This window comes from Streptomyces sp. NBC_00647 (assembly GCF_045207245.1).
Classification (GTDB): domain Bacteria; phylum Actinomycetota; class Actinomycetes; order Streptomycetales; family Streptomycetaceae; genus Streptomyces.
In genome coordinates, this window is sequence record NZ_CP109040.1 from 10,032,109 (window position 1) to 10,056,515 (window position 24,407).

Here is a 24,407-nt window from a genome sequence, read left to right on the forward strand (position 1 = left end):
GGCGCTCCACCCCGGAGGGGAGCGCCCGCCGCCCGCGTCGCGTCCGTCAGAGTCCGTAGCTCTTTCCGATCACGTCCCGCTGGATCTCGCTCGTGCCGCCGTAGACGGTGGAGACGACCGCCGCCCGCAGATGGCGTTCCATGTCGTACTCGGTGGCGTAGCCGTAGCCGCCCATCATCTGCATGCCTTCGAGGGCGGCCCGCTTGGCGGTCTCGGTGGCCTTGAGCTTGGCCATGGACGCCTCGCGGGGGAAGAGCCGGTCCGGTTCGGCGTCGCAGTCCGCGGCCACCTCCCGGACCAGCAGCCGGGTGCACTCGATCTCCGTGGCGAGGTCGGCGATCCGGTGCCGCAGCGCCTGGAACGAGCCGACGGGCCGGCCGAACTGTTCGCGCTCACGGACGTAGGCGACGGCGTCGTCGAAGGCGCGGCGCGCCAGACCGAGCATGGTGGCGGCCAGGAAGAGCCGCTCGTAGTTCAGCCCGGCCATCAGCTGCCGCCAGCCGTTGTCGACCTCCCCGACGACGGCGTCCACGGGCAGCCGCACGCCACTGAAGAAGACGTCGTTGACCTCCCGGCCGCCCATGGTCTCGATGCCCCGGACCTCCACCCCGGGCGTGCCGGCCGGAACGTGGAACATCGTCAGCCCGGCGTGCTTGGCCCCGCCGGTGCGTGCCACGAGCAGGATGCTGTCGGCCACATGGGCGTTGGAGATCCAGGTCTTCTGACCGTCGATCAGCCAGTCGCCGCCGGGCCCGCGTCGCGCGCGGCAGCTCAGTGCGCCCACGTCGGAGCCCGCCGCCGGCTCCGACATCGCGATGGCGAGGACCGCGCCCCGCACCGCCCCCGCGAGCACCTCGGCCTTCTGGCGTTCCGTGCCGAACCGTTCGTAGGCCTTGGCGGTGATGACGGTGGTGATGAAGCCGCCCGCGGGGACCATCCCGTAGGACGTCTCCTCCAGGAACAGACAGGCATCGGCCAGCCCGCCGCCGGCACCGCCGTACTCCTCCGGCAGGCACACACCGAGCCAGCCGAAGTCGGCGAGCCTGGCGTAGAGCTCGGCGTTGTGCGGCTCACGGCCGCTCCCGGTCAGTGCGTCGCGCTGGTCGCGTGTGCCGCATTCACGTTGGGTGAAGTCGCGGACGGCCGCGACGAAGTCGGTCTGCTCGGGGGTGAGTCGAGTGCCCACGGGGTCCTCCGGGTTCCGGGTGAGTTACAAAGAAATACGGGATGTCTCATAGTCTCTTTTGGGTGGATGTGGCGGTATCGTGAGGGGCACCATGACGACATCTGCGAACGACTCCCTGCTCGCGCGGGCCATCGCCCGGCCCGAGACCGAGGAAAAGGTGGCGCGGCGCATCCTGGACGCCGCGCTGGAGCAGTTCACGACCTTCGGCCTGCGCCGCTCCTCGGTGGACGACGTCGCCAAACGGGCCGGGGTCTCGCGGGTCACGGTCTACCGGCGATTCCAGAGCAAGGACGGACTGGTCGAGGCCTGCCTGCTGCGCGAGGGCAGCAGGTTCTTCCAGAAGCTGGACTCCGCGGTGGCGCCCCTGCCGACCATGGCCGAGCGGGTCGTCGAGGGCTTCGTGGTGGCCCTGCGGTACACGAGGGCCCACCCGCTCTTCGGCGGCCTGCTGCGCCTCGAACCCGAGGTGGTACTGCCCTATCTGACCGTCCAGGGCGGGCCCTCGCTCGCGGCCACCTGCGACTACCTGACGGCGCATCTGCGCCGTGCCCAGCAGGCCGAAGGACACCCCGAGTCCGACCCCCGGCCCGTCGCCGAACTCATGATCCGCGTCGCGGTCTCCTTCCTGCTGAACCCGTCCAGTTGCATCGAGATGGAGGACGAGGACCAGGCCCGCGCGTTCGCCCGCCGCTATCTCGCCCCGCTCCTCGACGCCTGAGGGTTCGCGGCCGGCGCGCCGCCGCCGGCTCGCTTCTCTCCTCGTACGTCTGACGGCGCGTCCGGCGCCGCGCCGCAAGGCGGCCACCTCGGGCCCCGCTCGCGAGCCCCAGGGATTCGCCTTCGGCACGGCGCCTCAGTGCCGCCACCTCAGGCCCTCCTGCGCGTCCTGACGGTTCGCGCTCGGCGTCGCGCCTCAGCGCCGTCGGTGCAGCCACCGCGCGAAGGAGACCGCGCGGGCCCTGGCGGCCGCCGGAGCGGTGAAGGAGGTCAGGTTCACCGGCGGGACGAAGCGCTGGACCGTGACGGACTGAGGCGCTGTGAAGGCCCGCAGCCCGTCCGCGCCATGGACGCGTCCGAAACCTGAATCCCCCGAACCGCCGAACGGCAGCGCGGGCACGGCGGCGAAGCCGAGCACGGAGTTGACGGAGACCGCACCGGCCCGCAGCCGGCCGGCGATCGCGGCGCCGGCGCGCCGGTCGCCGCTGAACACCGAGGCGCCCAGCGCGTAGGGAGAGGCGTTGGCGCGCCGCACCGCCTCGTCCGCGTCGGCCACCGCGTTGATGACCACCGTCGGTCCGAAGGTCTCCTCCCTCATCGCGGCCGCGTTCTCCGGTACGTCGGCCAGGACGACCGGCGTCACGTACGCCCCGGTCACCGACGCCGATCCGCCCAGCAGCGCGCGCCCACCGGCCGCCAGCGCCTCGTCCACGTGCCGTTGGACCACGGCCGCCTGACCCGGCATCGTCATCGGCCCGTACGCGGAGTCGGGCCCCGGGCCGACACTCAGCGCCCCGGCCCGCTCCACCACCTTGCGGCACAGCGCGGCGTGCACCTCCCGCACGGCGTAGACGCGTTCGACGCCCGCGCAGGTCTGGCCGGCGTTGCTCATCGCACCCCACACGACGGCGTCGGCGGCCGCGTCGAGATCCGCGTCGGCGGTGACGACGGTCGCGTCCTTGCCACCGCATTCGGCGAGGAACGGCGTCAGCGACTGGGCGCACACCGCCATCACCTTGCGCGCCGTTCCCGGCGACCCGGTGAACGCCACCTTGTCGACACCGGACCGGGCCAGCGCCTCGCCCGTCGGCGCCGCTCCCGTGACGACGCGGAGCAGCCCCGCGTGCTCGGGAACGGCCTGGTCGAACAGACCGGCCACCAGGACACCCGTACCCGGCGTGTACTCGGACGGCTTGAACACCACGGCGTTGCCCGCCGCCAAGGCGTAACCGATCGAACCCATGGGGGTGTAGAGGGGGTAGTTCCACGGCCCGATCACCCCGATCACACCGAGCGGCCGGTGAACCAGCGTGGCGCGCTGATTGGCGGCCAGCAGCCCGGTGCGCACACCACGCCGCCGCAGCACGCGGCCCGCGTTGCGCGCCGCCCAGGTGAGGTGCTCCAGCGTCAGGACCGCCTCCAGCACCGCGTCACCGCGCGGCTTGCCGGTCTCCGCCGTGATCATGTCCGCGAGGTCGTCCAGCCTGGACGCGAGCTTCCGCTTCCAGCGCAGCAGATGGTCGCGGCGCCGGGCCGCGGGCAGCGCCGCCCAGCCGGTCGCGGCCGACCGAGCCCGCTCCACGGCGCGGGCCACGTCCGCCGGTCCGTGGACCGGGTGGTCGGCGAGCGCCTTGCCCGTCGCCGGGGCGTGGACGGTGAAGGTCGCGGAGGGTGACGCGGTTTCTCGGTCCGTCTCGGTCATCGCTGCTCCAGAGGTGTGTGGCGGTCCACCGGAGGGGTGGACGGTGTCACGGCTGCGGGTGGTTCATCCGCCGGACGGGCGGCGGCAGCGTGGGTCTCCGGTGGTCCGTCCGCCGGAGAGGGAGCGACGGCCCCGGGCGGCTCGTCCGCCGTCCGTTCGGAGGCCGTCCGCCGGTCCACCGGCGACCGGGGTGCGGGTGTCGTGTCCGTGTCCGTGTCTGCGGGGTCTTTGTCGGGGAGAGGCTGAAGCGGCCTGCTGTGGGCCCAGTGCGGGCCGAGGTCGTCCAGGGTCCAGCCGAAGGGATAGCTGCGGGGCTTGTTCCGGTACGGCCACCACTCGGGCCGCGGCGGCAGGTGGCGCAGCAGCGCGGCCCGGGTGCGCAGGGCGCGGTGGGCGGCCTCGCGGACCGGACGCGGCTGGGGACGGAAGCCCAGCGCGGTGAGCAGCGGTTCGTCGAGGACGGCGAGCGAGGCACGCACCACCAGGGGGCGCAGGAGGTTCGGGTACCACTGGGTGACGACTCTCAGCGTCGCCGCGGCGACCCGCCGGTTGGCCGGGTCGTACGCGAACATCGTCTGCTCGTAGGCGTCGTGGAGGCGGGCGAAGCCCGCATAGTCGGCCGGGATGCCGGTGATGCCCATCAGCTCGCCCATGCGCCGCCCCACCAGCGCGAGGCTCTCGGTCTCCTGCTCGGACAGTTCCCGCCAGCCGTACCGGTCGATCCACCGTTTGGGGCCCACCACGGTCGTGGCGAGGACATAGAGGTAGTCCTCGTTCGGTATGCGGTAGCGGCCGTGGATGCGGTTGAGGTGGCGGGCCGCGGCACGGGCCTGCTCGGATTCCATGCCGTCGCGGACCATCTCGTGAGCGATCAGCACGGTGTCGTCGTATCGCTTCTGCCCGGCGCGCTCGAATTCCTGGGTGCGGTCCAGGAGCCGCGAGATGCGCGGTACGCCGTAGTCCCGCAGGAAGGCGACCGAGACGCCCTGGAGGTAGTCCCAGGGGAACTCGTACTGGGTGACCCAGCGGAAGATCTCCTCGTAGTCCTGCTGCGGGTCCATCTGCCGGATGCGGTGGAGCCGGCTGTAGCGGCCCATGGGGGCGGTCTCCTATCGGTCTCCGCTGTGTGCGGACGGGTGGGCTATCGGGCCTTGCTGTGTACGGACAGGTCGGCGAAGTTGACGGTTTCGGCGTCGACCAGCACCTGACCGGCCTCCACCGCGGTCACCGACAGTTTCGGCAGCTGTACGGCGATCGGGAGGTTCGCCGGGACGATGTCGGCCCCGATGCAGATGCGCGGGGTGCCGACGCCGAGGACGGGGATGGTGATGGAGCCGGTGAGCTGCGTGACGTAGATGTCGACCTGCGGGATGTCGAGGTCCACATCGATCGTCTGGACCTGGCCCGCGCTCTCCAGGCGGAAGGCGTAGTTGTCCGCGATCAGCCGGTCGGCGTGCACCCACAGCACCTTCATCCGCCCGCCGCCGACGGTCGGGAGGTAGGTCGCGCCGTGGATGACGGCGCCGTACGCGGTCAGTGTGTCGGCACCGACCTCGGGATGGGCGGGGCTGATCGGATAGGTGGCCCGTGGACGGCCCGGCTGGTCGCCGACCACGACCGGCGGGCGCAGTGCGGTCAGGTCGTCCGGGTCGGTGGCGGACTCGCCGGGTGTGGCCTCCTCCAGTTCCTGGTCAGGGTCGGGGAGTCCCCCGGTGTCGACGCCCGTGAGACACGGGAGGGTGACCTGGACGGCCCCGGCACGGTCCTCCCGTTCTTCCGTCCCCTGGTCGTCGTTCTGGTCCGGGGCGTCGCGGCTGTCGGCGTCCGCGTCTCCAGTGGCCTGCGGTGATCCGGCCGCAGAGGGAGGCGCGGACGCGGAGCCGGTACGGCCGGGTGAGGGCGTGGGGGAGGGGGACGGGCTGGGCTCCCGGGGCCAGGTCAGGGTGGGCCAGGGGAGCGGGAAAACGTCCGTGCCCGGAGCAGCGGCGGCGGCGCCGGCGGCCGGGAGTCCGGCCGCCGCGACACACGCGCTCACCACGAAGAGGGCCGTGCCCCGGGCGGGCCTCCGGAGGCCACCGGAGCGGGCACGGACCTCACGGGCTTTTGGGGCAGCGCCCTCCCGGCCCTTCGGGGCACCGGCCTCCCGAGGCGGGCCCGCCGCGCCGGGGGCGGCCTCGGCATGGACCTCCGGGGCCGCATCGCCCGGGCCGGCTCCTGACGGACCGGGCAGCCGGCCCCCGTCCTCGCCGTCCGCCTCGCGGACCGGATCGGGCATCCAGCCGAACGCCATCGAGGAGCCGATGAGCCCGGCCATCATGCCGACGCCGAATCCGCCCAGGTTCGTCGTCGCCATCGAGGTCAGCGAGGCGATGGCGGTGACGACGGAGACGAACATCCGCTGGTCGGGCTTGAAGAGGAAGAAGAGGCCGCCCGCGATGAGTACCAGACTGATGCCGACGGCCGACATGGCGCCCACGCCGATCTTGATCATCAGGGGAAGCGGGGCCAGCGGGATGGCGACCATCTCCACGCCTCCCGCGATGATCCACACCGCCGCCCAGAACGGACGCCTGCGCCGCCAGCCGCGCAGGGAGCGGCGCAGCCGGGGCGCGGGCAGGATCCGGTCGAACCAGTCGCCGGTCTCGTGCGCCAGTTCCGACAGGAAGCCGAAGACGAAGCTGAACATGACCGAGTCCGCCCTTCGTCGCCGTCAGAAGCACTGCTTGCCGGTGCGGCTGAACTCGATCTCCAGCTTCTCCAGCGTGAGGGTCCCCCCGTTGGCGGCGTACGCGGTGCTCTCGACGTCATGGGCGACCGCGGTGCTCGCCTGGACGCCGAAAGTGCCCTTGGGTCCGGTGACACCGGGCGCACCGGTCAGAGTGGAGGCGTCCCGGCCGGCCTGGACACCGGTGACCTTGCCGCCGCCTCCGGTGAGGGCGTCCGCGTTCACCACGAGATTGCTGCCTTCGAGCGGCTTGTCCGCCCCCGAGTGCACCAGCATGGTGATGTCCCCGACCAGCGGAAGCCTCTGCTTGAGCGAGACGCACACGTCGGAGACCGTGCCGTTCTTGACGGCGGCCAGCAGTACGGGTTTCGCGTCGTTCGCGGAGTCGCCGACGGAGGAGGGGAACGACGACACCCCCTCCGCGGTGATCTCCGAGGCGGAGACCTTGAACGCGGCGCCGGAGACGGCGAAGGACGCGGCGAGCGCCCCCTGGGCGAGGGCCATGCCGAGTGCCCCCACCGCCAGGGTGCAGGGGACGAACATGACGGCGCTGCGTTTCCAGTGCGTACGACCCACAACCGGGGTACTCGTCCAGGTATGGGCGTATCTGTCACTCATGGGAGGTCCCTTTCGCAGGGCTGGGGCGATGGTGGCGAGCTCTCGGAGGCCATCGATGAGTCGAAGATACAAAAACTATTGACTTGTTTCACGAAGCACGTCAATACTCCGGACACAACGGAGAAACGGAGGCGTCATGGCTGCTCTGCCGCACCTGTCGGCCGATCCAACGCCCGTATATGTAAAGGGAGTTGAGGCGACCTCCAGAGTGAGGGCACCGCGTCGGGGCGGAATGGCCTGGCGTCACTTCGGGGACGCCCGCGCCACCCTCATGGCGCCCCAGCTGCTCCTGCTCCAGGTCGCGCACCCCGTCGTCGGCGCCGGCGTCGAGGACCACAGCAACTTCCGCGCCGAACCCTGGCCCCGCCTGATCCGCACCGTGCTCTCACTGAGCACCGTCATCTACGGAGGGCAGCGCGCCGCCACCGACGAGGCACGGCGACTGATCCACGTGCACGCCGGGATGAAGGGCACCGACGCCGCGGGCCGCCGCTACCACGCCCTCAACCCGGAGGCCTACCACTGGGTGCACGCGACCCTCGTCAAAGGGCCGGTCGACGCGCAGAACCTGTTCGGCAAGGGCATGACCGAAGAGGAAACAGAGGAGTACTACCGCGAAATGCGGGACGTCGGACGGGTCTGGGGACTCAAGGACCACCATCTGCCCCCGGACTGGGCATCGTTCACCGCGTACTACGACGACATGGTCGACAACCGCCTGGAGTACAACCAGTCCGTGCGGGACGTCGTCGACGAACTCGCCCATCCCGCCAAGCCGTTCCGCCTGCTCCCTGGCCCGCTCTGGCGGCCCTTCGCCCGGATCGCCGCCCACTACGCGCTGCTGGTCACCGTCGGTACCCTGCCGCCCCACCTGCGCGACCGCCTGCACCTCGACTGGAGCCCGCGGCAACAGCGCGCCCTGCGGCGCTTCGCCCGCGTCGTGAGGTTCCTGATGCTGCTCGTCCCGCCCCCGCTCCGCATCACCGGATCGCTCGCCATCGCCTACTGGGCCACGCACCGGCCGGGCACCGATCCCGCCGCGCGGCGCCCGCTGGGGGCGAGGTGACATGAAATCCACCACCGAGCCCGCTCCGCTCGCCCCGGGAACGATCCTGTGGGAGATCGCGGGCGACGTACGGCTCCTGCTCTCGCTGCCCGCCGCCCTCGTCCTCCAGGTCGCCCACCCGGCGGTCGGCGCGGGCGTCGACGACCACTCGGTGTTCCGCACGGACCCCTGGGGGCGCGCCGAACGCTCCCTGGAATCACTCCAGTTGTGGGTCTACGGTGGCGAGCGGGCGATCGAGGAGGGGCGCCGCCTGCGGCGCCTGCACAAGACCATCAGCGGCACCGACAGCCGGGGCCGCAGCTACCACGCGCTCACCCCCGCCTACTACGCCTGGGTGCACGCCACCGCCTACCCGGTGTTCCTGCGGGCCGCCCGCTACCTGTCCCGGCCACTGTCCCCCGAGGACGAGCGCCGCCTCTACGACGAACTGCTGCAACTCGGCGCCATCCTCGGCATCAACGAGCGCGACATGCCGGGAACTCCCGGGGAGTTCTGGCCCTACTTCGACACGATGATCCAGGAGGAACTGGAGAGCACCGCTGTGGTCCAGGAACTGCTCGACCCGCGCCGCCCCATCACCCCGCCTCCCGGTTCGGGCACGTCGACGCGCCTGCTGTGGCCGCTGCTGCGCCGGCCGCTGGGCCGCCTGCACGTCTTCGTCACGGTCGGCCTGCTCCCGCCCGCCGCGCGTGACCGGCTCGGCGTTCCGTGGACGCCGAGGGACGAACGCAGACTGCGCCGCTTCGGCGCCGTCGTACGCACCCTGGTCCCCCTGCTCCCCGAGCGCCTCCGCTACCTCCCCACAGCCCGCGCGGCCCGCGCGGCCACCGTCGATGTGGCACCGGGACCAAGCAGAGACTGAGCCCCAGTGCGCGCGCACCACTGGCGGAGGCGATGCGCAGGGCCGTCTCCAACTGCTCGACCGGCCGTCGCGTCCGCGGCCGCGATTCGCCGGCCCAGGCCGACTTCGTCGCAGGACAGAACGTCGACGCCCGTGTAGGAGAGCGGACGGCACGCCCACGGCTTGCGTGCCGGACGTGGCGGCGGCAGTGCCGCGGCGCCCGCTCAGAGGTGGCCGTCCAGGAACTTCCGTACCTCGGCGGTGGTCATGGGCCCCGTGCCGTGCGCCACCGCCTCTCCCTCCTTCAGCAGGACGTAGGACGGGGCTCCGGTGATTCCGTATCGCTCGGTTGCGGCCGGACAGCGCGTGATGTCGGCGCGGACGACCGTCAGGCGGCCCGAGTACTCGTCGGCGATGCCACCCACGACGAGGTCCATCGCCCGGCAGTGCTCGATCGCCTTGGGCCAGGTCCCGGTGAAGTAGGCGAGGACCGGGACTCCGCTCATCCCGAGGATGAAATCGAACTCCGCGTCCTCACGGGGCTGGTGAACCCGCTTCGCCATGGAAGCTCCTGACCTCGCGTTCCGTCATTCCATCCCCATCATCCCTCGTGCGATGAGGTACGGACCGCCGACATCCGCTCAGGGTGTCGGCGGCGTCTCTTGCGGATGCTCCGTCAGTTCTCGTCCGGACCGGTGGGTTCTGCCCCACGACGGGCTGCCCGCGCGCGGAGTCCGAGAGCCAGTGCGCCGCCACCGATCGCCGCACCGATCGCCAGCGCCAGCAGGAGCATGGAGTCACCGTTGCCGCTGCCTTTCACGGTGGCTGCCGCTGGTTTCGCTGTCGGTTTCGCTGTCGGTTTCGGTTTCGGATTCGGCTCGGACGGCTCGGCCAACGGGCCTCCTGCGGCACGTACTTCGATGGGCGCCGCGTTGTCCGAGTTGTTCGGATCGTTCGAGGGCCGCTCGGGATCGTAGATCACTTCGACCAGTCCCTCGGCTCCGCGTACGCGTCTGTCGATGCGGAACTCGAGGGTCGTCTGCCAGGTGTCACCCGGCTCCAAAGGGCCCAAAGCGCCGCAGGTATAGGCGCGCTTCTGGGGCCCGTAGCACTCCCACTGCCACTCCGACTCGTTGTCGGGGTCCGGCGGCGGAGTGGGCGCCACCACGCTCAGGCCCTCAGGAACGGTGACGCGCAGAGCCGTGCCCGACATGCGGCCCGGTCCGGCGTTGTGCAGGCGGAACGTGGCCTTGGCGGTGCTGCCTGTCGTGCCCTCGATCGTGTCGGCGCTCACCTGGAGGTCGGCGGTCTGCGAGGTGTGGAGCCGGACGTCGCCGAGCCTGTACTTCTTGCCGAAGGCGCCGGCCGGGCTGTCGACGGGGCGCACCTTCAGTTCGGGACCCGTACCCTGCCGCATGCCCGGGTCGGTGCCGGTGGCGCCCGGGACCTCCTCGGCATTTCCGGTCATGCCCTGAAGAAATGGCTTGTACTGGAAACTGCCGTTCACCATCGAGTCCGGTACGTGAACGGCGACGGGCTCCACCAATTCGTACGCTTGGCCCGGCATGAGTTGTTCGTCGAACCAGCAGTCCGCGAAGGATCCGGGGCTCTGGAGCGCGTACCGGCAATTGCTGTACTGCACGGGGAAGGTGACGCGTGAGCTCTGGAACAGCATGCCGAAGCCCTTGGCCGGGAATCTGCCGGCGTTGCGAACCTGCGGTGTGAAGTCGAAGCTCGCGCCGGCCGTGTCGCCCTTGCGGGGCTTCTCCTGGCGTGCGCGTAGGTCGGGGCCTTCGATCCAGACGTCGGTCTCGAAGATGGAGTCGTCGGCGCCGGGGGCACTGAAGGTGTAGCGGATCGTGCCGTGGCTGCCGCGGCTCACCCCCGGCAGTGCCTCGATGTAGATCGCGTCAGGGTAGTTGTCCTTGCCGTGGGTCAGCGAGCCCAGGGTGCAGGTGACGACGTCGGTCGAACCAAAGGAGTGGTCTCCGCACTCGCGGCGGGTGCGGAGCCTGGCGATGTCCTCCAGGTCCGACGCGTCGACCGTCAGGGTCACATCGGACTGCGTCGCGCGGCCCGCGCCCGGCTGCGGGGCCAGCCAGAGGCGGATGCCTCCGGAGGGGCTGACGTTCCGCTCGGGCAGGTACGCCGTGTCCGGCACCTTCAACTCGACGGCCGGGCCGGCCGCCTGGGCCGGGACCGTGGGCGAGAGCAGGATGCCGACCAGGACGGCCAGGGCCGCCCACCGGCGACGTATACAAGGCACCTGTTGATCTTCCCATGGGCGTCCGGACTGCGCGAGACGTTTCACGGGCGCTCGCGAGGCCGGCCGATCCGGGAGAGGCTGGGGTCGCGCTCGTGCCGGTGCGCGCCTTCCCCTTCCAGCGCTCGGCCGTGTTCCGGGCTTCGACCGCATGGGGCCGGGCAGTTCTCCTCCGCAGCCCCGGAACGAGCGGCACGGACATCGAGGACCCTGTCCTGCTTCTTCGCGCGCGGAGCGCCGACGTGGGGACCAGCTTCGCGCGGACGAACTGCCCTCCGGATTCCGGCAGTCTCGGAAGGGGAGGAGTGCCGGAGGCGGGCGAGACGTGAGTACGTGCGGTGTCGCCTTCGGCCGAAGAACGCGGTGTCGGAACTCTTCGGCCGAAGGCGGGGCTTGGTCATGCACAGGCGCACGGCGACTCATGTCGCCCTTGCCGGTGAGTGCCACCAAGGGCCGGCGAGTCTCACCAGACCCTGTCCCGAGTGACGTCGAACCGCCTCTTCACCGGGCCGTTCAGCAGTAGAGGTTGGCTCCGGGCGTGACGCCGAGGATCGAGGTGAAGCGCTGGTAGGCGTCGACGCGGCTCTGGACCTGTGCGGGGTTCCTGCCGTCGCACTCGAGGGAGCCGTTGATGCTGCGGATGGTCTGGCCGAAGCCGGCGCTGTTGACCATCGCGTTGTGCGGGGTCATGGTGCCGGGGCCGGACTGGGTGTTCCAATACCAGAGGCCGGTCTTCCAGGCCACGGCCGAGTCGTTCTGGACGAGCCAGGGGTTGCCCAGCAGGTCGATGCCGAGGGCGTCGCCCGCGGCCTTGTAGTTGAAGTTCCAGCTGAGCTGGATCGGACCGCGCCCGTAGTACGCCGCCTGGCCGGCCGGGCAGCCGTAGGACTGGCTCCAGTCGCAGTAGTGCGGGTAGTTGGCGGTGTTCTGCTCCACCACGTAGACCAGACCGCCGGTCTCGTGGTTGACGTTGGCGAGGAACGCGGCGGCCTCCTGCTTCTTGACCGTGTCACTGCCGGTCTTGGCGAAGCCGGGGTAGGAGCTCAGTGCGGCCTTGAGGCCGCTGTACGTGTAGAAGCCGTTCCGGCTCGGGAACATCTGGTTGAACTGCGCCTCGGAGACGACGAATCCGTCGGAGGGGTTCGTCGGGCCGCCGTCGCAGGCGTAGGGCTCCCAGAACCAGGTGCTGATGGTGGGGTCGTAGCCCGGGTTGTCGTGCTCTGCGATGTAGGCCTTGCCGTCGGTGTACCGGACGATGGTGCCGGTGACGTAGGACTTGCCGGCCACCCAACTCGGGTAGCTCGAACAGGATCCGGCGGACGCGCTCGCGGCCGGCAGCAGCACGGGCGCGGCGGTGCCGATCAGAATCGCGGCCAAGAGGGAAGACGTGCGGCGGTGTGACACAGAATCAATCCTTTGCGGAGCAAGGCCGCACCGGAGGCAAGGCGGAGCCTTGTGCGCACGCGCCGACGAGGGCCGGCGCCGCGGAGTCCGGGGGCGACCGCGGTGGGGGGTGTGGAGCCACACTCAACCGCTTTGGTCTGTACCAGTCAAGGGTGTAGACCAATCAATGCCAACAAGGTTGGCAGGAAACCGCCGTGAGCTGGAAGGCGACCGGGTTCGGTGCCGCCTGCACGTGCCGGGCACCGTTCTCACCCTCCGGGCCGACGGCAGTGAAGCCCTCGGCCCAGGCCAAGTCATCGCGCTGTAAAGGCCGAAATCCGCCCCTGCCTCGCCGAGCGGCCGTGCATTCTCGCCGCGCAAAGAGACCGGCGAGGACGCGGCTCCTGGTCGGTCGGCACCGAAGGGATCTTGCCGGGTCCCTGTGGGAGCAGAGGCCTTCGGGAGGCGCCTTCACGCGAGCCGGCCCCCTGCGACGTGTACGTCGCAGGGGGCCGGATGTTCGTAGCGGGGGCGGGATTTGAACCACGCGACCTCTGGGTTATGAGCCCAGCGAGCTACCGAGCTGCTCCACCCCGCGTCGGTTCACCCAGCTTACGTCAGGAAGGGTGATCGATTCAGGGGATTTCCGGAAGGCACAGCGGTATGGACGCTCGGCCGCCCGTCGGTCCCAGGGGCCAGAATCCCTGGGATCGGGAGCCGACGGAGGACCTTTGCTGAGCGCCCACGGAGTCGACCGGTACACGGTTTCCCAGACCATGGCGAGTGAGGGACCGCGTCCTGTTCGGCACGGCCCGCGAAGCGGTGGTAGCGGCCGCGAGCCAACTACCTTCCGTCCTACCCAGTTGCCCTCGGCAGTTGACGGATGCTTGGCTGCGCCGTCTGGCTCCGGGGCACACTGCGGATCCTGGTCGCCGTGTTTACCCGAGCGGCGCGGCCCGGCGTCAACACACACGCGATCGTGCCGGTCGAGGTGCGGTGCCACGCCCGTGCCGTCATCGCCGGCGCCCCGCTCAGGCCATGTCCGCGTACTGCCCGGGTGGCGGTCGCCACCCCTGCGACGTCGACGTGCGTAGCCGACCTGATCGGCGCACACGTCTCGATCGCGCTCGGCTGACCTCCCGACGGGGTGCTTGATCACTGCCTTGTCAGCGTTGCCTCTCCAGGTCGAGGACGGCTTTGGCGACGACGGTCATGCGGGTGGGGCTGACGTGGGATCTGCGGAAGCTCTGCCAGGACTTCAGCCGTGCCATGGCGCGCTCGACCGGAGCCCCGGCTGGGGCAAGGGCCCGGTGACGGTGTGCTGGGTCGGGGTCAGCTCTCCGCCTGGTGGCGGTTTGAGGCCGGTGGTGACCCAGGTGCCGGCGCCGTGACGGGCCGTCATCTCGCGCGCCACGGGTTGAGGAGGTGTCTGTCGAGGAGTGCAGCTGTCCTTACGTGGCAGCGACAGGGTGTCCCCGGCCCCACAGGAGCGCCAGGTTCAGGCCGAGCCGGTCGAGCCGGGCCTCGCTCCGGCGGGCCCGCCCACGACCGTGAGTAGGTCCACGACGAAGATCAGCGTCGAGCCCGCCGGGATCAACGGAGAGGGTGACTGCTTGCCGTAACCGAGACGCGGGGGAACGATGATCTCGCGCCGGCCGCCGACCTTCATTCCCCTTACTCCTCGGTCCCAGCCCTTGATGACCCTGCCACCGCCCACGGCGAACTTGAACGGCCGGTCCCGCTCCCAGGAGGAGTCGAACTCCCTTCCGGACGCGAACGTGACCCCTACATAGTGAACCTGGACGACCCTGCCCGGCTGCGCCTCGGGTCCGTCCCCAACCACGAGGTCCCGGATCGTCAGCTCGGTGGGCGCGTCACCCTCCGGAACCTCGATTCCGGGCTTCGTCAGTTCGCTCATCGGAACTCCTCCGTGGATACCCCGGCCTTCAGGCCGGGGAGGAAACGGACTCCTGCGGAGCAGGGCAGCGGGCTGGGATTCGCTGTCAGGGTGGATCCCAGTGCTCTGACCGGCAGGTTAGATGCGTCGCCGACGTTGGCGCTAGTTTGTGAGCCGTGGCCACTCACGTGAAGCGGGCGTTCAAGTACCGCTTCTGTCCCACCGACGCGCAGGCGGCGGAGCTGTCGCGCACGTTCGGATGCGTGCGGAAGGTCTACAACCTGGCGCTGGCCGCGCGTAGCGAGGCGTGGACGCGGCAGGAGCGGGTGAACTACAACCAGACCTCGGCGATGCTGACGGCCTGGAAGAAGACCGGGGAACTGGCCTACCTGAACGAGGTGTCGTCGGTTCCGTTGCAGCAGGCTTTGCGGCATCTGCAGGTGGCGTTCACCAACTTCTTCGGCAGGCGGGCGAAGTACCCGCGGTTCAAGTCCCGGAAGAAGTCGCGGAAGTCCGCCGAGTACACCAGCAGCGCGTTCCGTTTCCGGGACGGCCGGCTGACGCTCGCGAAGATGCGTGAGCCGCTGGACATCGTCTGGTCCAGGCCCCTGCCCGCCGGCGTGACCCCCTCGACCGTGACCGTGTCCCAGGACGCGGCCGGACGCTGGTTCGTGTCCCTTCTGGTCGAGGACCCGTCCGTCCGGCCCCTGCCCGCCACGGACACGGCGGTCGGTATCGACGTCGGCCTGAACCATCTGCTGACCCTGTCGACCGGCGAGAAGATCACCAACCCGAGGCATGAGCGCCGCGACCGTGCCGCCCTCGCCAAAGCGCAGCGCCGACTGGCAAAGAAGGAGAAGGGCTCGGCGAACCGGGCCAAGGCCCGCCGCAAGGTCGCGAAGATCCATGCCCGGATCGCCGACCGCCGCCGTGACACCCTGCACCAGCTGACCACTCGACTCGTGCGTGAGAATCAAACGCTCGTGATCGAGGACCTGAGTGTCCGCAACATGGTCAGGAACCGGAGCCTGGCCCGGGCCGTCTCGGACGCGGCATGGGCAGACTTCCGGAGCCTGCTGGAGTACAAAGCCCAGTGGTACGGACGCGAGGTGATCGCCGTCGACCGATGGTTCCCCTCCTCCAAACTGTGCTCCAACTGCGGCACCCTCCGGGAGCGGATGCCGTTGCATGTTCGTACCTGGACGTGCGACTGCGGCACGACCCACGACCGGGACGTGAACGCGGCGAAGAACCTGCTGGCCGCCGGACTGGCGGTGACAGCCTGTGGAGCTGGCGTAAGACCTCAACGGAGCACTCCGGGCGGGCAGGCGGCGACGAAGCAGGAAACCCCACGGCGCGAGCCGTAGGAATCCCCCTCCTTCAGGAGGGGGAGGAAGTCAACGCGGTCCCATCGCTCGCCACCGGAATCCCTCGCACGGGCCGGCCGGACACATGGACATTCCATGCGGCAGGCGATCACGCTACCGGCAATGCCCATGCTCCGATGTGCACCCCGTGCCACGGAACACGGTTCTCGCGTCCGGGGGAGGTACCGGAGCGAGAGCCAGCCACACCCCCGCGGGCGCCGGGGGAGGGTGACCCCGGGCCCCGGAGGCGGGCCAAGGACCGATCGGTTCGCGCCCCGGAGTGACCGCGCAAGCACCTGCCGGCCGGATGCAATCGGGGAGGATGTCGTCTACCTGTGGCGGAGTGTAGGCAGTGCCTACTTTCCCAAGCCAGGGCTCCGGTCGAGCGCGTCATGGCACGGCTGAAGTCCTGGCAGATCTTCCGCAGATCCCACATCAGCCCCAACGGCATGACCGTCGTCGCCACAGCCGTCCTCGACCTGGAGAGGCAACGCTGAATCGCTCACTGGTCGACCGATGCGGTGAGGCGTCGCAGTGAGGCCTGAGCGGGCGGGCCCCAGGTGGGCTTGCCTCCGGGGCGGCCGTGGACGCCGGCGTCACCGATATGGATGCCGCCGATGGCGCGCAGTACCGCCCAGCCGCGGGCGCGCCGGAGAGTCGCGGTGTCCGGGGTCGGTCGGTAGGTCTCGTGGAAGAGGTCGGCGGCGCCGTCCGGCAGCAGGATCCAGGCTGCGGCGAGGTCGCAGGCCGGGTCGCCGGCGAAGAGATCGCCGAAGTCGATCACACCGGAGAAGGTGCCGTTCGTGGTCAGGACGTTGGCTGGATGCAGGTCGCCGTGGAGCCAGAGACTCGGGCCTGCCCAGGCGGGCGCGGCGGCGGCGTCCTCCCAGACCGCGCGGACGGCGTCCGGATCGCGAATCAGCCCGCGCTCGGCGGCTGAGGCGAGCCCTTGGGTGAAGGGCTCCTCGGTGTCGGCCAGTGGTCCCCCGCGGTCCCGGCCTGCGGGCGCCCCGTCGGGGGCGGGGCGGTGAAGGGCTGTCATGAAGGCGGCCAAGGTGACGGCCGCGTCCGTGGCGCGCGTGGCGGGGGCGCGGTCGGCGGGCTCGCCCGGTACCCAGGTGGTGACGAGCCAGGGCCGCGGAAACCGTTCGGAGGGCTCACCGAGGCGCTGCGGGACAGGGATCGGCAGAGGAAGACGCGGGGCAAGGATGGGCAGCCAGGTGTGTTCCTTGCGCAGCAGCGCGTCCGCAGACTGCGTCGCCCAGGGCATCCGGACGGCGAGGTCGTCGCCGAGCCGCCACACCTGGTTGTCCCAGCCACGCGCTCCGAGCTTCAACGGGCGATCAGCCAGGTCGGGGTGCTGCTCGCGCAGCAGATCCCGGATCAAGTCCTCAGTGATGTCCAACTCGGTGGGTTCCACGTGGAGCAACCGTAGTTGGATCCGGGCCACCAACACGGTTGGGACCGGAGAGTGACGCCTCAGGGCGTCAGGGATGGCGGATCGATCCGCCGTATGCGGGAGTACAGCCAGAGCCGTCTTGCGGGAACAGATGCTGATTGGGGGATCGCCGGCTTCGCACAAGCGCTCGGACGGGCATTCTCTGCGGACTTCCGCCACCCGTTCAGAGGGCCAGTGCCACCACGCCCACGATCACGAACGCGACTCCGGCCAGGAGAACAACACCCGCCAGCAGGACGAGCACCGCGCCGAACACCAGCTTCCCTGTTGTTCTGCGGCCGACCTTGGTGATCTTGGGGTCTTCGGGGACGTACGTGATCTCCACCAGTTCGGCACCCCCGTCCGAGCCGGTGCGTTCACGCTGTACGCCGTGGGTGTCGGTGTACGTGTAGGTGTACTGCTCGACGGTGTTGGACCAGTGGGAGCGTTGCAGCCGCCCTTCCACCGTGATCCCCCGGGTACGCAGCAGTCATGCTTCCCGAAGGATTCCCCATCCGACGTGGACGCCCAGCCCCCCGGCGCCGATCGGGGCCGGGGACTCCCCCCAGAGGACTGTCGGGACCACTCCGGCGCCTTTCACCAGCAGCAGGACGAGCACCAGCGCATACCCGGCCGCCAGGCCCCACCAGAGCAGAGGGACCCGGTTCGGTGCCGCCCGCTCCAGTGGCTCTTCGGTCACCAGACCGGCCCCGTCCGGCTGAGGCTCATCGGCGTCCCGCACGGGCAGCGCACGGTGCACGACGCGCGCGAACTCCCGCACAGCGGGAGCACTGCGACTGATGAACCGGTACGTCACGGGAGCGTCGCCCGTCAGTACGATCGTCAGCTGCCGGCCCGTGGCTCCGTCGACATCGACCCGTTCGATCGCCGCGGCCGGTATCCGGCGTCGCACGTCGCCCGTCCCAGTACTACCACCCCGCCCCGCAGCCGGATGGAGGCTCGGCGTCTGCCGTGCAGCACCTGCGAGGACGTCTGTGTTGAGGTCACGCGGGGCACACTAGACGATGTCCTGTGCGGTGAACGGTGGAGTCGTTCGCAGCGGTACGGGGCTGCCGCTGGGGAGTGTCGCGCCAGATCGTAGGTGCCGGAACCACGGCGTCAGTTGATGAGGAGTGGGGGCGGGCTCTCCCGTTTCACGCGTGCTGCCTTCCAGGCTGACCTTGCGAGTTGTCAGCGGCGGTGGATGCCGACGAGTGATGCGCTTGCGGCCTGCCCGCTGCCCGCCCCGGCTCTCCACGCAGGGCCCGGACGGGTCGGGTTCGGCATAGGCGCCGTGCACCTACTGCCGTCCACAGCGCGGCTAGAGCCGGTCCTATGGATCAGCAACTCATCCGGGCGGTGGCAACCTTTACGACAAGAGGGGCCTATGTCTTTCGAGGCACGGTGACCCTGGCCTGGATCCGCTTGTGGCTTCGCCTGTCTACTTCGGTCAGGACGACCATCAGCTTGTCCTCGGCGAACCCCGACGTTTCGCCGTCGATCAGCTGAAGGAACGGGGTCGTCAGCGGCAACAGCCCTTTCGTCTCTCGGAGCGAGCCGGGCGGACGTGTCGCCTCAGGCACGGGCCCTCGACAGGTTGCGTACTGACCGCGTTCGGTAGGCACCGGGGGTCGCACCGGTCCACCGACGGAACGCGCGGATGAATGCCGCCCCGTCGGCGTACCCGAGACGTGCGGCGATCTGGTCGACGCCGAGTCCGAGGTCGGACAGCATCTCGACAGCACGAGCGTGCCGCGCTGTGTCGATCAGACGCCGGTAGGACGTGCCCTCCACCGCCAGACGCCGGTGCAGCGTGCGGGTGGAGACGTGCAGCGCGGCTGCGGCAGCGCCCATGTCGGGGATGCCGTCCGGCCACTGCATGAGCAGTTCCCCCACCCGCGCTGCGAATCCGGTGTCGGTGCGCCGGGCCAGCAGGAGCCTGCACTCGCGTTCGCACACCTGCAGGGTGTGCTGGTCCGCCTGCGGCAGCGACTGCTCCAGTACCGCCGCGAGCGTGACGATCGCGTTGCGCGGCGCCCCGAAGGCGATCGGGACGTCGTCGAACGCCTCGTACGGCGCGGACTTTTCAGGCCGCGGGAAGCGCAGATCCAGCCGGAGGGGGGTGAAGGGCCGGCCCACAATGGTGTCGAGGATGGCCCGGATATTGGCTATTTCCCGCTCGATGAAGAAGTGCCGGACGGGCGGGGGCACCAGCCCGTCGTCCAGGACGAGACGCACCTCGTTCCCGTCCTCCTGAAGGTGGATCCCGACCATGGCGAAGGTGAGTTCCAGGTAGCGAAGTCCCACAGCCGCGGCCTCGCGCAGCGTCGGGCTGGCGAGGAGTGCGAAGCCCAACACGCTGTATGTACGAAGCGGAATCCGGTTGCCGACCTCGAGCCCCAGGCCGGGCGCGTCGCCCGTGGCGCGGACCAGGTTCTGCGCCACCGTGAGCTCCTGCCAGGCCCGGACATGTGCGGCATCGTCGGCGAGAGCGTCTTCGTCCACACCACTGCCGTCGAGGCATGCCGGTACGGTCACTCCGCGCTCGACGCCCACGTCCACCATCGCGCGCACGCCTGCGATGCCTCGGTTGAACAGCCGCGGGGCCGTGGCGACTTCGCCGGCCGCCGCCCCGTGTCCGGAACGGCCAACAGTATGGCCGCCATTGCCTGGAACCAGCACTGCCAATCCCCCTAGCATCGGAAGGGATCGATGCGGCGTATCCCGCCGTAGGCTGCCATTCAGCCTAGTCGGGATGTGCGTGCGGACCAGGGGGCGTACGCGTTATCAGCCACCGCTGTCTGTAGCGCTCGGCGCGCCCCACGGTCATCACGTGCGCAACCGCTCCACCGGAAAGCATTCTCGAGCACAGCCAGTGAAACGCACAGTGCCGGTTGCTGGTCACTGAAGGCAACGGGTCACTTCCGAATCGCACAGGCGGAGCGAATGATGGACGAATTCAGCACCTTGGAAGTAATGCTGGTCGACAATGAGGATCTTGTGCGCCGCGGATTCCGGCAGGCCATCGGGGAGGCGCCGGATATCACGGTGGTCGCCGATACGAGGGTAGGCGAGGAAGCGTTACGCATGGCCGAGTTGCGGCGCCCGCAAGTCGTCCTGGTGGATGCCGAATGCGAATTCATCCGGAAACTGGCCCAGCTTTCGGAGACGGCAGTACCCGGGGTCGGGCCGGGGGTAATTGTCCTGACCAGTAACGCCCTTGACAGTCATCTGCTCGGGTCGCTGAAGGCGGGCGCACGTGGGTTTCTCCTCAAGAGTGCCAGCCAGGACGAGCTGATCTCAGCCGTGCGTGCGGTTGCTGAGGGCGCGGCCTTCCTGTGCCCCACGATGACCCGACGGCTGATCGATCGGTTCGAGATCCTGCCGCCGCCGCATGAGCGGTCTCACGCGGTCGCCCTGGCAAGCCTGAGCGGCCGCGAGACACAAGTTCTCCGCGGTATAGCCATGGGCAGGTCGAACCAGGAGATCGCCCACGACCTGCATGTCACGCTCGCCACCGTGAAGTCCCACGTCTCGCGCATCCTCGCCAAGCTCGAGCTGCCGAACCGGATGCACGCGGCACTGATGGCCCAGCGGAGCGGCCTCGCGCACCTGCCCCAGCCTCCGCGGGCCAAACAGGCCGAGGCGGCCCCCTGTCCTCCGGCCGCCCGTCCCGAGCCCGCGGTCAGGCGGGCTTGGTGAACGCGAGGACCACGTTGTGACCGCCGAAACCGAAGGAGTTCGAGATGGCCGCGGTGACGCTGACGCGCCGCTCGGTTTCCGTGACGATCTCCACCTTCACCTCCGGGTCTTTGTCGTCGAGGTTCCTGGTCGCCGGAATCACGTCGGTGAAGACGCTGAGGACCGTGAAGATCGCCTCGATCGCGCCGGCCCCGCCTATGAGATGGCCGGTGATCGACTTGGTCGCCGTCACGAGAGCATGCGGACCGAGCGATTCCAGCAATGCCGCCGCCTCGATACGGTCACCGACGGGCGTACCGGGAGCGTGGGCGTTGACGTGAACGATGTCCTGCGGGCCGAGGCCGCCGGAGCGCAAGGCCTCGCGGATCGCACTGATCTGACCGTCCGCTGACGGAGACGTCATGGTGTGCGCGTCGGAACTCATCCCCGCACCGGCGAGCGTGGCATACATCCGCGCGCCACGAGCTTGCGCGAACGGGATTCGCTCCAGCACGACGGCGCCGCCGCCCTCGGACATGACGAAGCCGTCACGGGCGCTGTCGAACGGCCGCGACGCGTTCTGAGGGTCATCATGACGGCCGGACAGGGCTCCCATGCGGGCGAAAGCCGCCATGGACAGCCGGCCGATGCATGCCTCGGTGCCGCCGGCGACAACGACATCGGCCCGCCCGGCACGCAGTATGGCGAGCCCCATGGCTATTGCCTCCGCTCCGGAGGCGCAGGCGCTGGTCGGCGCGTGGGCGCCGGCCCGGGCGTCGAGAGCCAGACTGACGGCGGCGGCCGAACCGTTGGGCATCAGCATGGTCACCGCGAAAGGTGACACGCGGCCCGGTCCCTTGGCCAAGGACAGGTCGTGCTGGTCGACCAGCGTCCCCCCGCCGCCGAGGCCGGTACCGATCACCACGGCCAGCCGCTCCGGCGCCACCTCGGGCGCGCCGGCGTCGGCCCATGCCTGCCGGGCAGCCACCATCGCGATCTGCTGGCAGCGATCCATTCGTCGGGCCTCGACCCGGTCCAGTACCTCGGTCGGTTCCTGACTCAGCCGGCCTGCCAGCCGTACGGGCAGATCGCGAGCCCACGGTTCGTCGAGCACGGTGATCGGGGATGCGCCGGAGAGCAGCGCCTCCCAGGTGGAGTGGACGTCGCCGCCCAGCGGCGTGGTCATTCCCAAACCGGTGACCACAACGCCGGTCGTACCCAGGACCTCCCCGTCCGGGCGACCAGGGAGATCGGGGAGATCGGGGAGCTTCGGATAGCCCAAGAAGTAATCGTCAGACGCGTCGTAGGACATCAAGGTTCCCTTTCTGAATCCTTCTGGGGAAATGTTCTCCCTTGGATGCGGGCCATCCGTCGTCCACTGGCCGTCGTCATGAACTTAGCCAGTGCGAGGTGCTTTCCGTAACGGCCGACGGACCGAACCCTGACGGCGACCTGAGGATGGCTTTAACCCGTCTTCCGGCTTAATCGAAGCTCGCCTCCGGTAGGAGGTCGGACACCATCCCGCGGCGGATACCCGATATTTCTCCGCCGACTTAGCATCTCTTCGAGTGGAACCACCACGACGCACACGTACAGCAATAGCTGGATACGTAGACAAGTCCCCACGGGTCAGTGGGCAAAGGGCAGATGCAATGCCAATGGCCGAGTCGCAAAGGAGGACCACGATGTCAGAGCATGCCGTCACAGAATCCCGACCGGAGCCGACGACCTTGGTCGAGCTCTGCAGGTATCGCGCGTCCAAGGAGCCGGATCGACGGATGTTCGCCTTCCTGGAGAACGGCCTCGAAGAGTCCGACTCGCTCACCCTCGCCCAACTGGACGCCCGGGCAAGGGCAATCGGGGCGCATCTGAGCAGGCAGGCTCCGCCGGGCGCCCGCGCCGTGCTGAGTTACCCGCCCGGCCTGGACTTCGTGTCCGCCTTCTTCGGCTGCCTGTACGCCGGCCTGATCGCGGTGCCGGCTCCTCCGGTGCTACGCGTCGGCGTCGACGACCGGTATGCGCGCTTCCGGGCCATCGTCAACAGCTGCCAGCCGGATGTGCTGCTGTCGATCGGGTCACGGCTGAACCGTGTCGACGCGTTGCTGAAGGACATCTCCACACCACGCCGGCCGACCGCTGTGGCGACCGACGAGATCAGTGAGACGGACGCGTACGGCTGGAATGACCCCGGCATCGGCTCGGACACCATCGCGTACCTGCAGTACACCTCCGGCACAACCGGTCCGCCCCGGGGTGTGGAGCTCACCCATGGCAACGTTCTCCACAACCTCTCACTGATCTTGGCCAACGGCAGCCGGGCCACGGACGACTTCGACCGGCTGCCCCCAGTTGTGTCCTGGCTGCCCGTGTTCCACGACATGGGACTGATCACCGGCGTTCTCCAGCCGATCTACGTCGGGTACGACGCCGTACTGATGCCGCCCTCGGCGTTCACCCAGCATCCGGTCAACTGGCTCCGCGCGATATCGGACCGCGGGGCGGGCATCAGCTCAGCACCCGGATTCGGATACGAGTTGTGCCTGCGGCGCGTCTCCGAGGAGCAGTTGCGTCCCCTCGACCTCAGTGCCTGGCGGATCGCGGTGGTCGGCGACGAACCGGTGCGTGCGGAGATGATTGACCAGTTCAGTGCCATGCTCGCCCCGTTCGGCTTCCGCCGCGAGGCGTTCTTCCCGAGTTACGGCATCGCCGAGTCCACCGTCATGCTCAGCGGCGGGCCGGTGGAGCCCGAACCGGTGATCCGCCGGTTCGACGCGGTGGCGCTGGCGAAAGGCAAGGTGCAGCGAGCCGGTCGCGAGGACGAGGTCCGCCGACTGGTCGGCCTGGGCCAGGTGCATCCGTCCATGACCATCGCGGTGGTGGACCCGGCCACCGGCGAACCGTGCGCCTCGGACGAGACAGGGGAGATCCTGGCTTCCGGACCGAGTATCGGTGCCGCGTACTGGAATGCCCCGAAGGAGACAGCGCGTACGTTCAGCGCCACCGTGGGCGGCCACGAGGGCCGCCGGTTCCTGCGCACCGGCAGCCTGGGCTTTCTGGACGGCGGTCAGCTCTTCGTCACCTGCCGTGTGGACGACCTCATCGTCGTGGAGGGCGTGCAGCACTACCCGTACGACATCGAGGCGACCGCGGCAGCAAGCCATCCCGCCATACGGGAGGGCTGCTGCTGCGCCTTCACCGTCGAGGACGGCGGACGCACACGCCTCGTCGTTCTGGCTGAGATCAACAGCCGGTACCGCGTCATGGCCGCCCCCGTCCCGGACACTCCGTCAGGTCCCCGCGCGATCATCGCGGCGGGCGAGGTCGAAGAAGCCGTCCAGGAGGCCGTCTTCGCCGGGCACGGCCTCCGGGCCGACGATCTCCTTCTGGTCAAGGCCGGTGCGCTGCCGTTCACCACCAGCGGCAAGTTGCAGCGCGCACAGTGCCGGTCCAAGTACCGGGCGCGGGCATTCGCGACAGTCTGAGCCTCGCTCCGTGCAGGGGGCGCGCGAACTGTGCGCCGCCT

Annotated in this window: 19 protein-coding genes, 1 tRNA gene and 3 pseudogenes; 7 read left to right on the top strand and 16 right to left on the bottom strand. The window is 69.7% G+C overall.

The features are described from left to right. Positions 1-46: 46 nt before the first annotated feature. Positions 47-1,186: an acyl-CoA dehydrogenase family protein gene (locus tag OG788_RS44245; RefSeq protein WP_406376526.1), complete on the bottom strand. Its 1,140-nt coding sequence runs from the start codon at positions 1,184-1,186 to the stop codon at positions 47-49. A gap of 91 nt (positions 1,187-1,277) precedes the next feature. Between OG788_RS44245 and OG788_RS44250 the strand changes: the two genes are divergently transcribed. After that, a complete protein-coding gene (locus OG788_RS44250; RefSeq protein WP_266765378.1) occupies positions 1,278-1,904 on the top strand; it encodes a TetR/AcrR family transcriptional regulator in 627 nt (208 codons plus the stop codon). A 195-nt stretch (positions 1,905-2,099) separates the two neighbouring features. On the opposite strand, the gene OG788_RS44255 is transcribed toward OG788_RS44250, so the two are convergent. From OG788_RS44255 to OG788_RS44270, 4 genes and pseudogenes are all read right to left on the bottom strand, one after another. After that, positions 2,100-3,605 (bottom strand): aldehyde dehydrogenase family protein, encoded by a 1,506-nt coding sequence (locus tag OG788_RS44255; protein ID WP_406376527.1) that lies wholly within the window; start codon positions 3,603-3,605, stop codon positions 2,100-2,102. Positions 3,606-3,832: 227 nt separating this feature from the next. Beyond that, a pseudogene (locus OG788_RS44260) lies at positions 3,833-4,702 on the bottom strand (oxygenase MpaB family protein); the annotation flags it as partial. Between the two features lie 44 nt (positions 4,703-4,746). Next, the gene (locus OG788_RS44265) at positions 4,747-6,291 is read right to left on the bottom strand and encodes a DUF6114 domain-containing protein (protein WP_406376528.1); all 1,545 of its coding nucleotides are present in this window, start codon (positions 6,289-6,291) and stop codon (positions 4,747-4,749) included. Between the two features lie 24 nt (positions 6,292-6,315). Beyond that, positions 6,316-6,948, bottom strand: coding sequence for a DUF6230 family protein (locus OG788_RS44270; protein WP_406376529.1), 633 nt, complete (start codon positions 6,946-6,948; stop codon positions 6,316-6,318). 232 nt (positions 6,949-7,180) lie between these two features. On the opposite strand from OG788_RS44270, the gene OG788_RS44275 reads away from it, so the two are divergent. Both OG788_RS44275 and OG788_RS44280 read left to right on the top strand, forming a co-directional pair. Next, positions 7,181-8,014 (top strand): oxygenase MpaB family protein, encoded by an 834-nt coding sequence (locus tag OG788_RS44275; RefSeq protein ID WP_406376530.1) that lies wholly within the window; start codon positions 7,181-7,183, stop codon positions 8,012-8,014. Between the two features lies 1 nt (position 8,015). Then, the gene (locus OG788_RS44280) at positions 8,016-8,876 is read left to right on the top strand and encodes an oxygenase MpaB family protein (RefSeq protein ID WP_406376531.1); all 861 of its coding nucleotides are present in this window, start codon (positions 8,016-8,018) and stop codon (positions 8,874-8,876) included. A 203-nt stretch (positions 8,877-9,079) separates the two neighbouring features. On the opposite strand, the gene OG788_RS44285 is transcribed toward OG788_RS44280, so the two are convergent. The 6 genes and pseudogenes from OG788_RS44285 to OG788_RS44310 form a co-directional block, all read right to left on the bottom strand. Next, on the bottom strand, positions 9,080-9,418 hold the full coding sequence (locus OG788_RS44285; RefSeq protein WP_406376532.1) for a thioredoxin family protein: 339 nt from the start codon (positions 9,416-9,418) through the stop codon (positions 9,080-9,082). Positions 9,419-9,531: 113 nt separating this feature from the next. Next, positions 9,532-11,121 carry a hypothetical protein gene (locus tag OG788_RS44290; protein ID WP_406376533.1) on the bottom strand — a complete coding sequence of 530 codons (1,590 nt, stop codon included), beginning with the start codon at positions 11,119-11,121 and terminating at the stop codon, positions 9,532-9,534. A gap of 510 nt (positions 11,122-11,631) precedes the next feature. Next, the gene (locus tag OG788_RS44295) at positions 11,632-12,522 is read right to left on the bottom strand and encodes a glycoside hydrolase family 19 protein (RefSeq protein WP_406376534.1); all 891 of its coding nucleotides are present in this window, start codon (positions 12,520-12,522) and stop codon (positions 11,632-11,634) included. 502 nt (positions 12,523-13,024) lie between these two features. Beyond that, positions 13,025-13,099, bottom strand: a tRNA-Met gene (locus tag OG788_RS44300). 568 nt (positions 13,100-13,667) lie between these two features. Continuing rightward, positions 13,668-13,897 (bottom strand): annotated as a pseudogene (locus OG788_RS44305) (transposase family protein); the annotation flags it as partial. A 102-nt stretch (positions 13,898-13,999) separates the two neighbouring features. Then, on the bottom strand, positions 14,000-14,419 hold the full coding sequence (locus OG788_RS44310; RefSeq protein WP_356756197.1) for an FKBP-type peptidyl-prolyl cis-trans isomerase: 420 nt from the start codon (positions 14,417-14,419) through the stop codon (positions 14,000-14,002). 155 nt (positions 14,420-14,574) lie between these two features. Between OG788_RS44310 and OG788_RS44315 the strand changes: the two genes are divergently transcribed. Then, the gene (locus tag OG788_RS44315) at positions 14,575-15,765 is read left to right on the top strand and encodes an RNA-guided endonuclease InsQ/TnpB family protein (RefSeq protein WP_406376535.1); all 1,191 of its coding nucleotides are present in this window, start codon (positions 14,575-14,577) and stop codon (positions 15,763-15,765) included. Positions 15,766-16,124: 359 nt separating this feature from the next. After that, a pseudogene (locus tag OG788_RS44320) lies at positions 16,125-16,262 on the top strand (IS5/IS1182 family transposase); the annotation flags it as partial. 5 nt (positions 16,263-16,267) lie between these two features. Here OG788_RS44320 and OG788_RS44325 read toward each other — a convergent pair. The 4 genes from OG788_RS44325 to OG788_RS44340 form a co-directional block, all read right to left on the bottom strand. Next, positions 16,268-17,185 carry an aminoglycoside phosphotransferase family protein gene (locus OG788_RS44325; protein WP_406376536.1) on the bottom strand — a complete coding sequence of 306 codons (918 nt, stop codon included), beginning with the start codon at positions 17,183-17,185 and terminating at the stop codon, positions 16,268-16,270. A 202-nt stretch (positions 17,186-17,387) separates the two neighbouring features. After that, entirely contained in the window at positions 17,388-17,669 is a 282-nt protein-coding gene (locus tag OG788_RS44330; RefSeq protein WP_406376537.1) for a hypothetical protein, read from the bottom strand. Positions 17,670-17,693: 24 nt separating this feature from the next. Then, positions 17,694-18,116 (bottom strand): hypothetical protein, encoded by a 423-nt coding sequence (locus OG788_RS44335; RefSeq protein ID WP_406376538.1) that lies wholly within the window; start codon positions 18,114-18,116, stop codon positions 17,694-17,696. Between the two features lie 662 nt (positions 18,117-18,778). After that, entirely contained in the window at positions 18,779-19,768 is a 990-nt protein-coding gene (locus tag OG788_RS44340) for an AraC family transcriptional regulator (RefSeq protein WP_406377008.1), read from the bottom strand. 384 nt (positions 19,769-20,152) lie between these two features. Here OG788_RS44340 and OG788_RS44345 point away from each other — a divergent pair, with 384 nt between their 5' ends. After that, positions 20,153-20,905 (top strand): LuxR C-terminal-related transcriptional regulator, encoded by a 753-nt coding sequence (locus tag OG788_RS44345; protein WP_406376539.1) that lies wholly within the window; start codon positions 20,153-20,155, stop codon positions 20,903-20,905. Here the strand turns inward: OG788_RS44345 and OG788_RS44350 are convergent. Further along, positions 20,889-22,196: a beta-ketoacyl-[acyl-carrier-protein] synthase family protein gene (locus OG788_RS44350; RefSeq protein ID WP_351551169.1), complete on the bottom strand. Its 1,308-nt coding sequence runs from the start codon at positions 22,194-22,196 to the stop codon at positions 20,889-20,891. The two genes, OG788_RS44345 and OG788_RS44350, sit on opposite strands and share 17 nt — an antisense overlap. 373 nt (positions 22,197-22,569) lie before the next feature. On the opposite strand from OG788_RS44350, the gene OG788_RS44355 reads away from it, so the two are divergent. Further along, positions 22,570-24,366: a fatty acyl-AMP ligase gene (locus OG788_RS44355; protein ID WP_406376540.1), complete on the top strand. Its 1,797-nt coding sequence runs from the start codon at positions 22,570-22,572 to the stop codon at positions 24,364-24,366. Positions 24,367-24,407 lie beyond the last annotated feature (41 nt).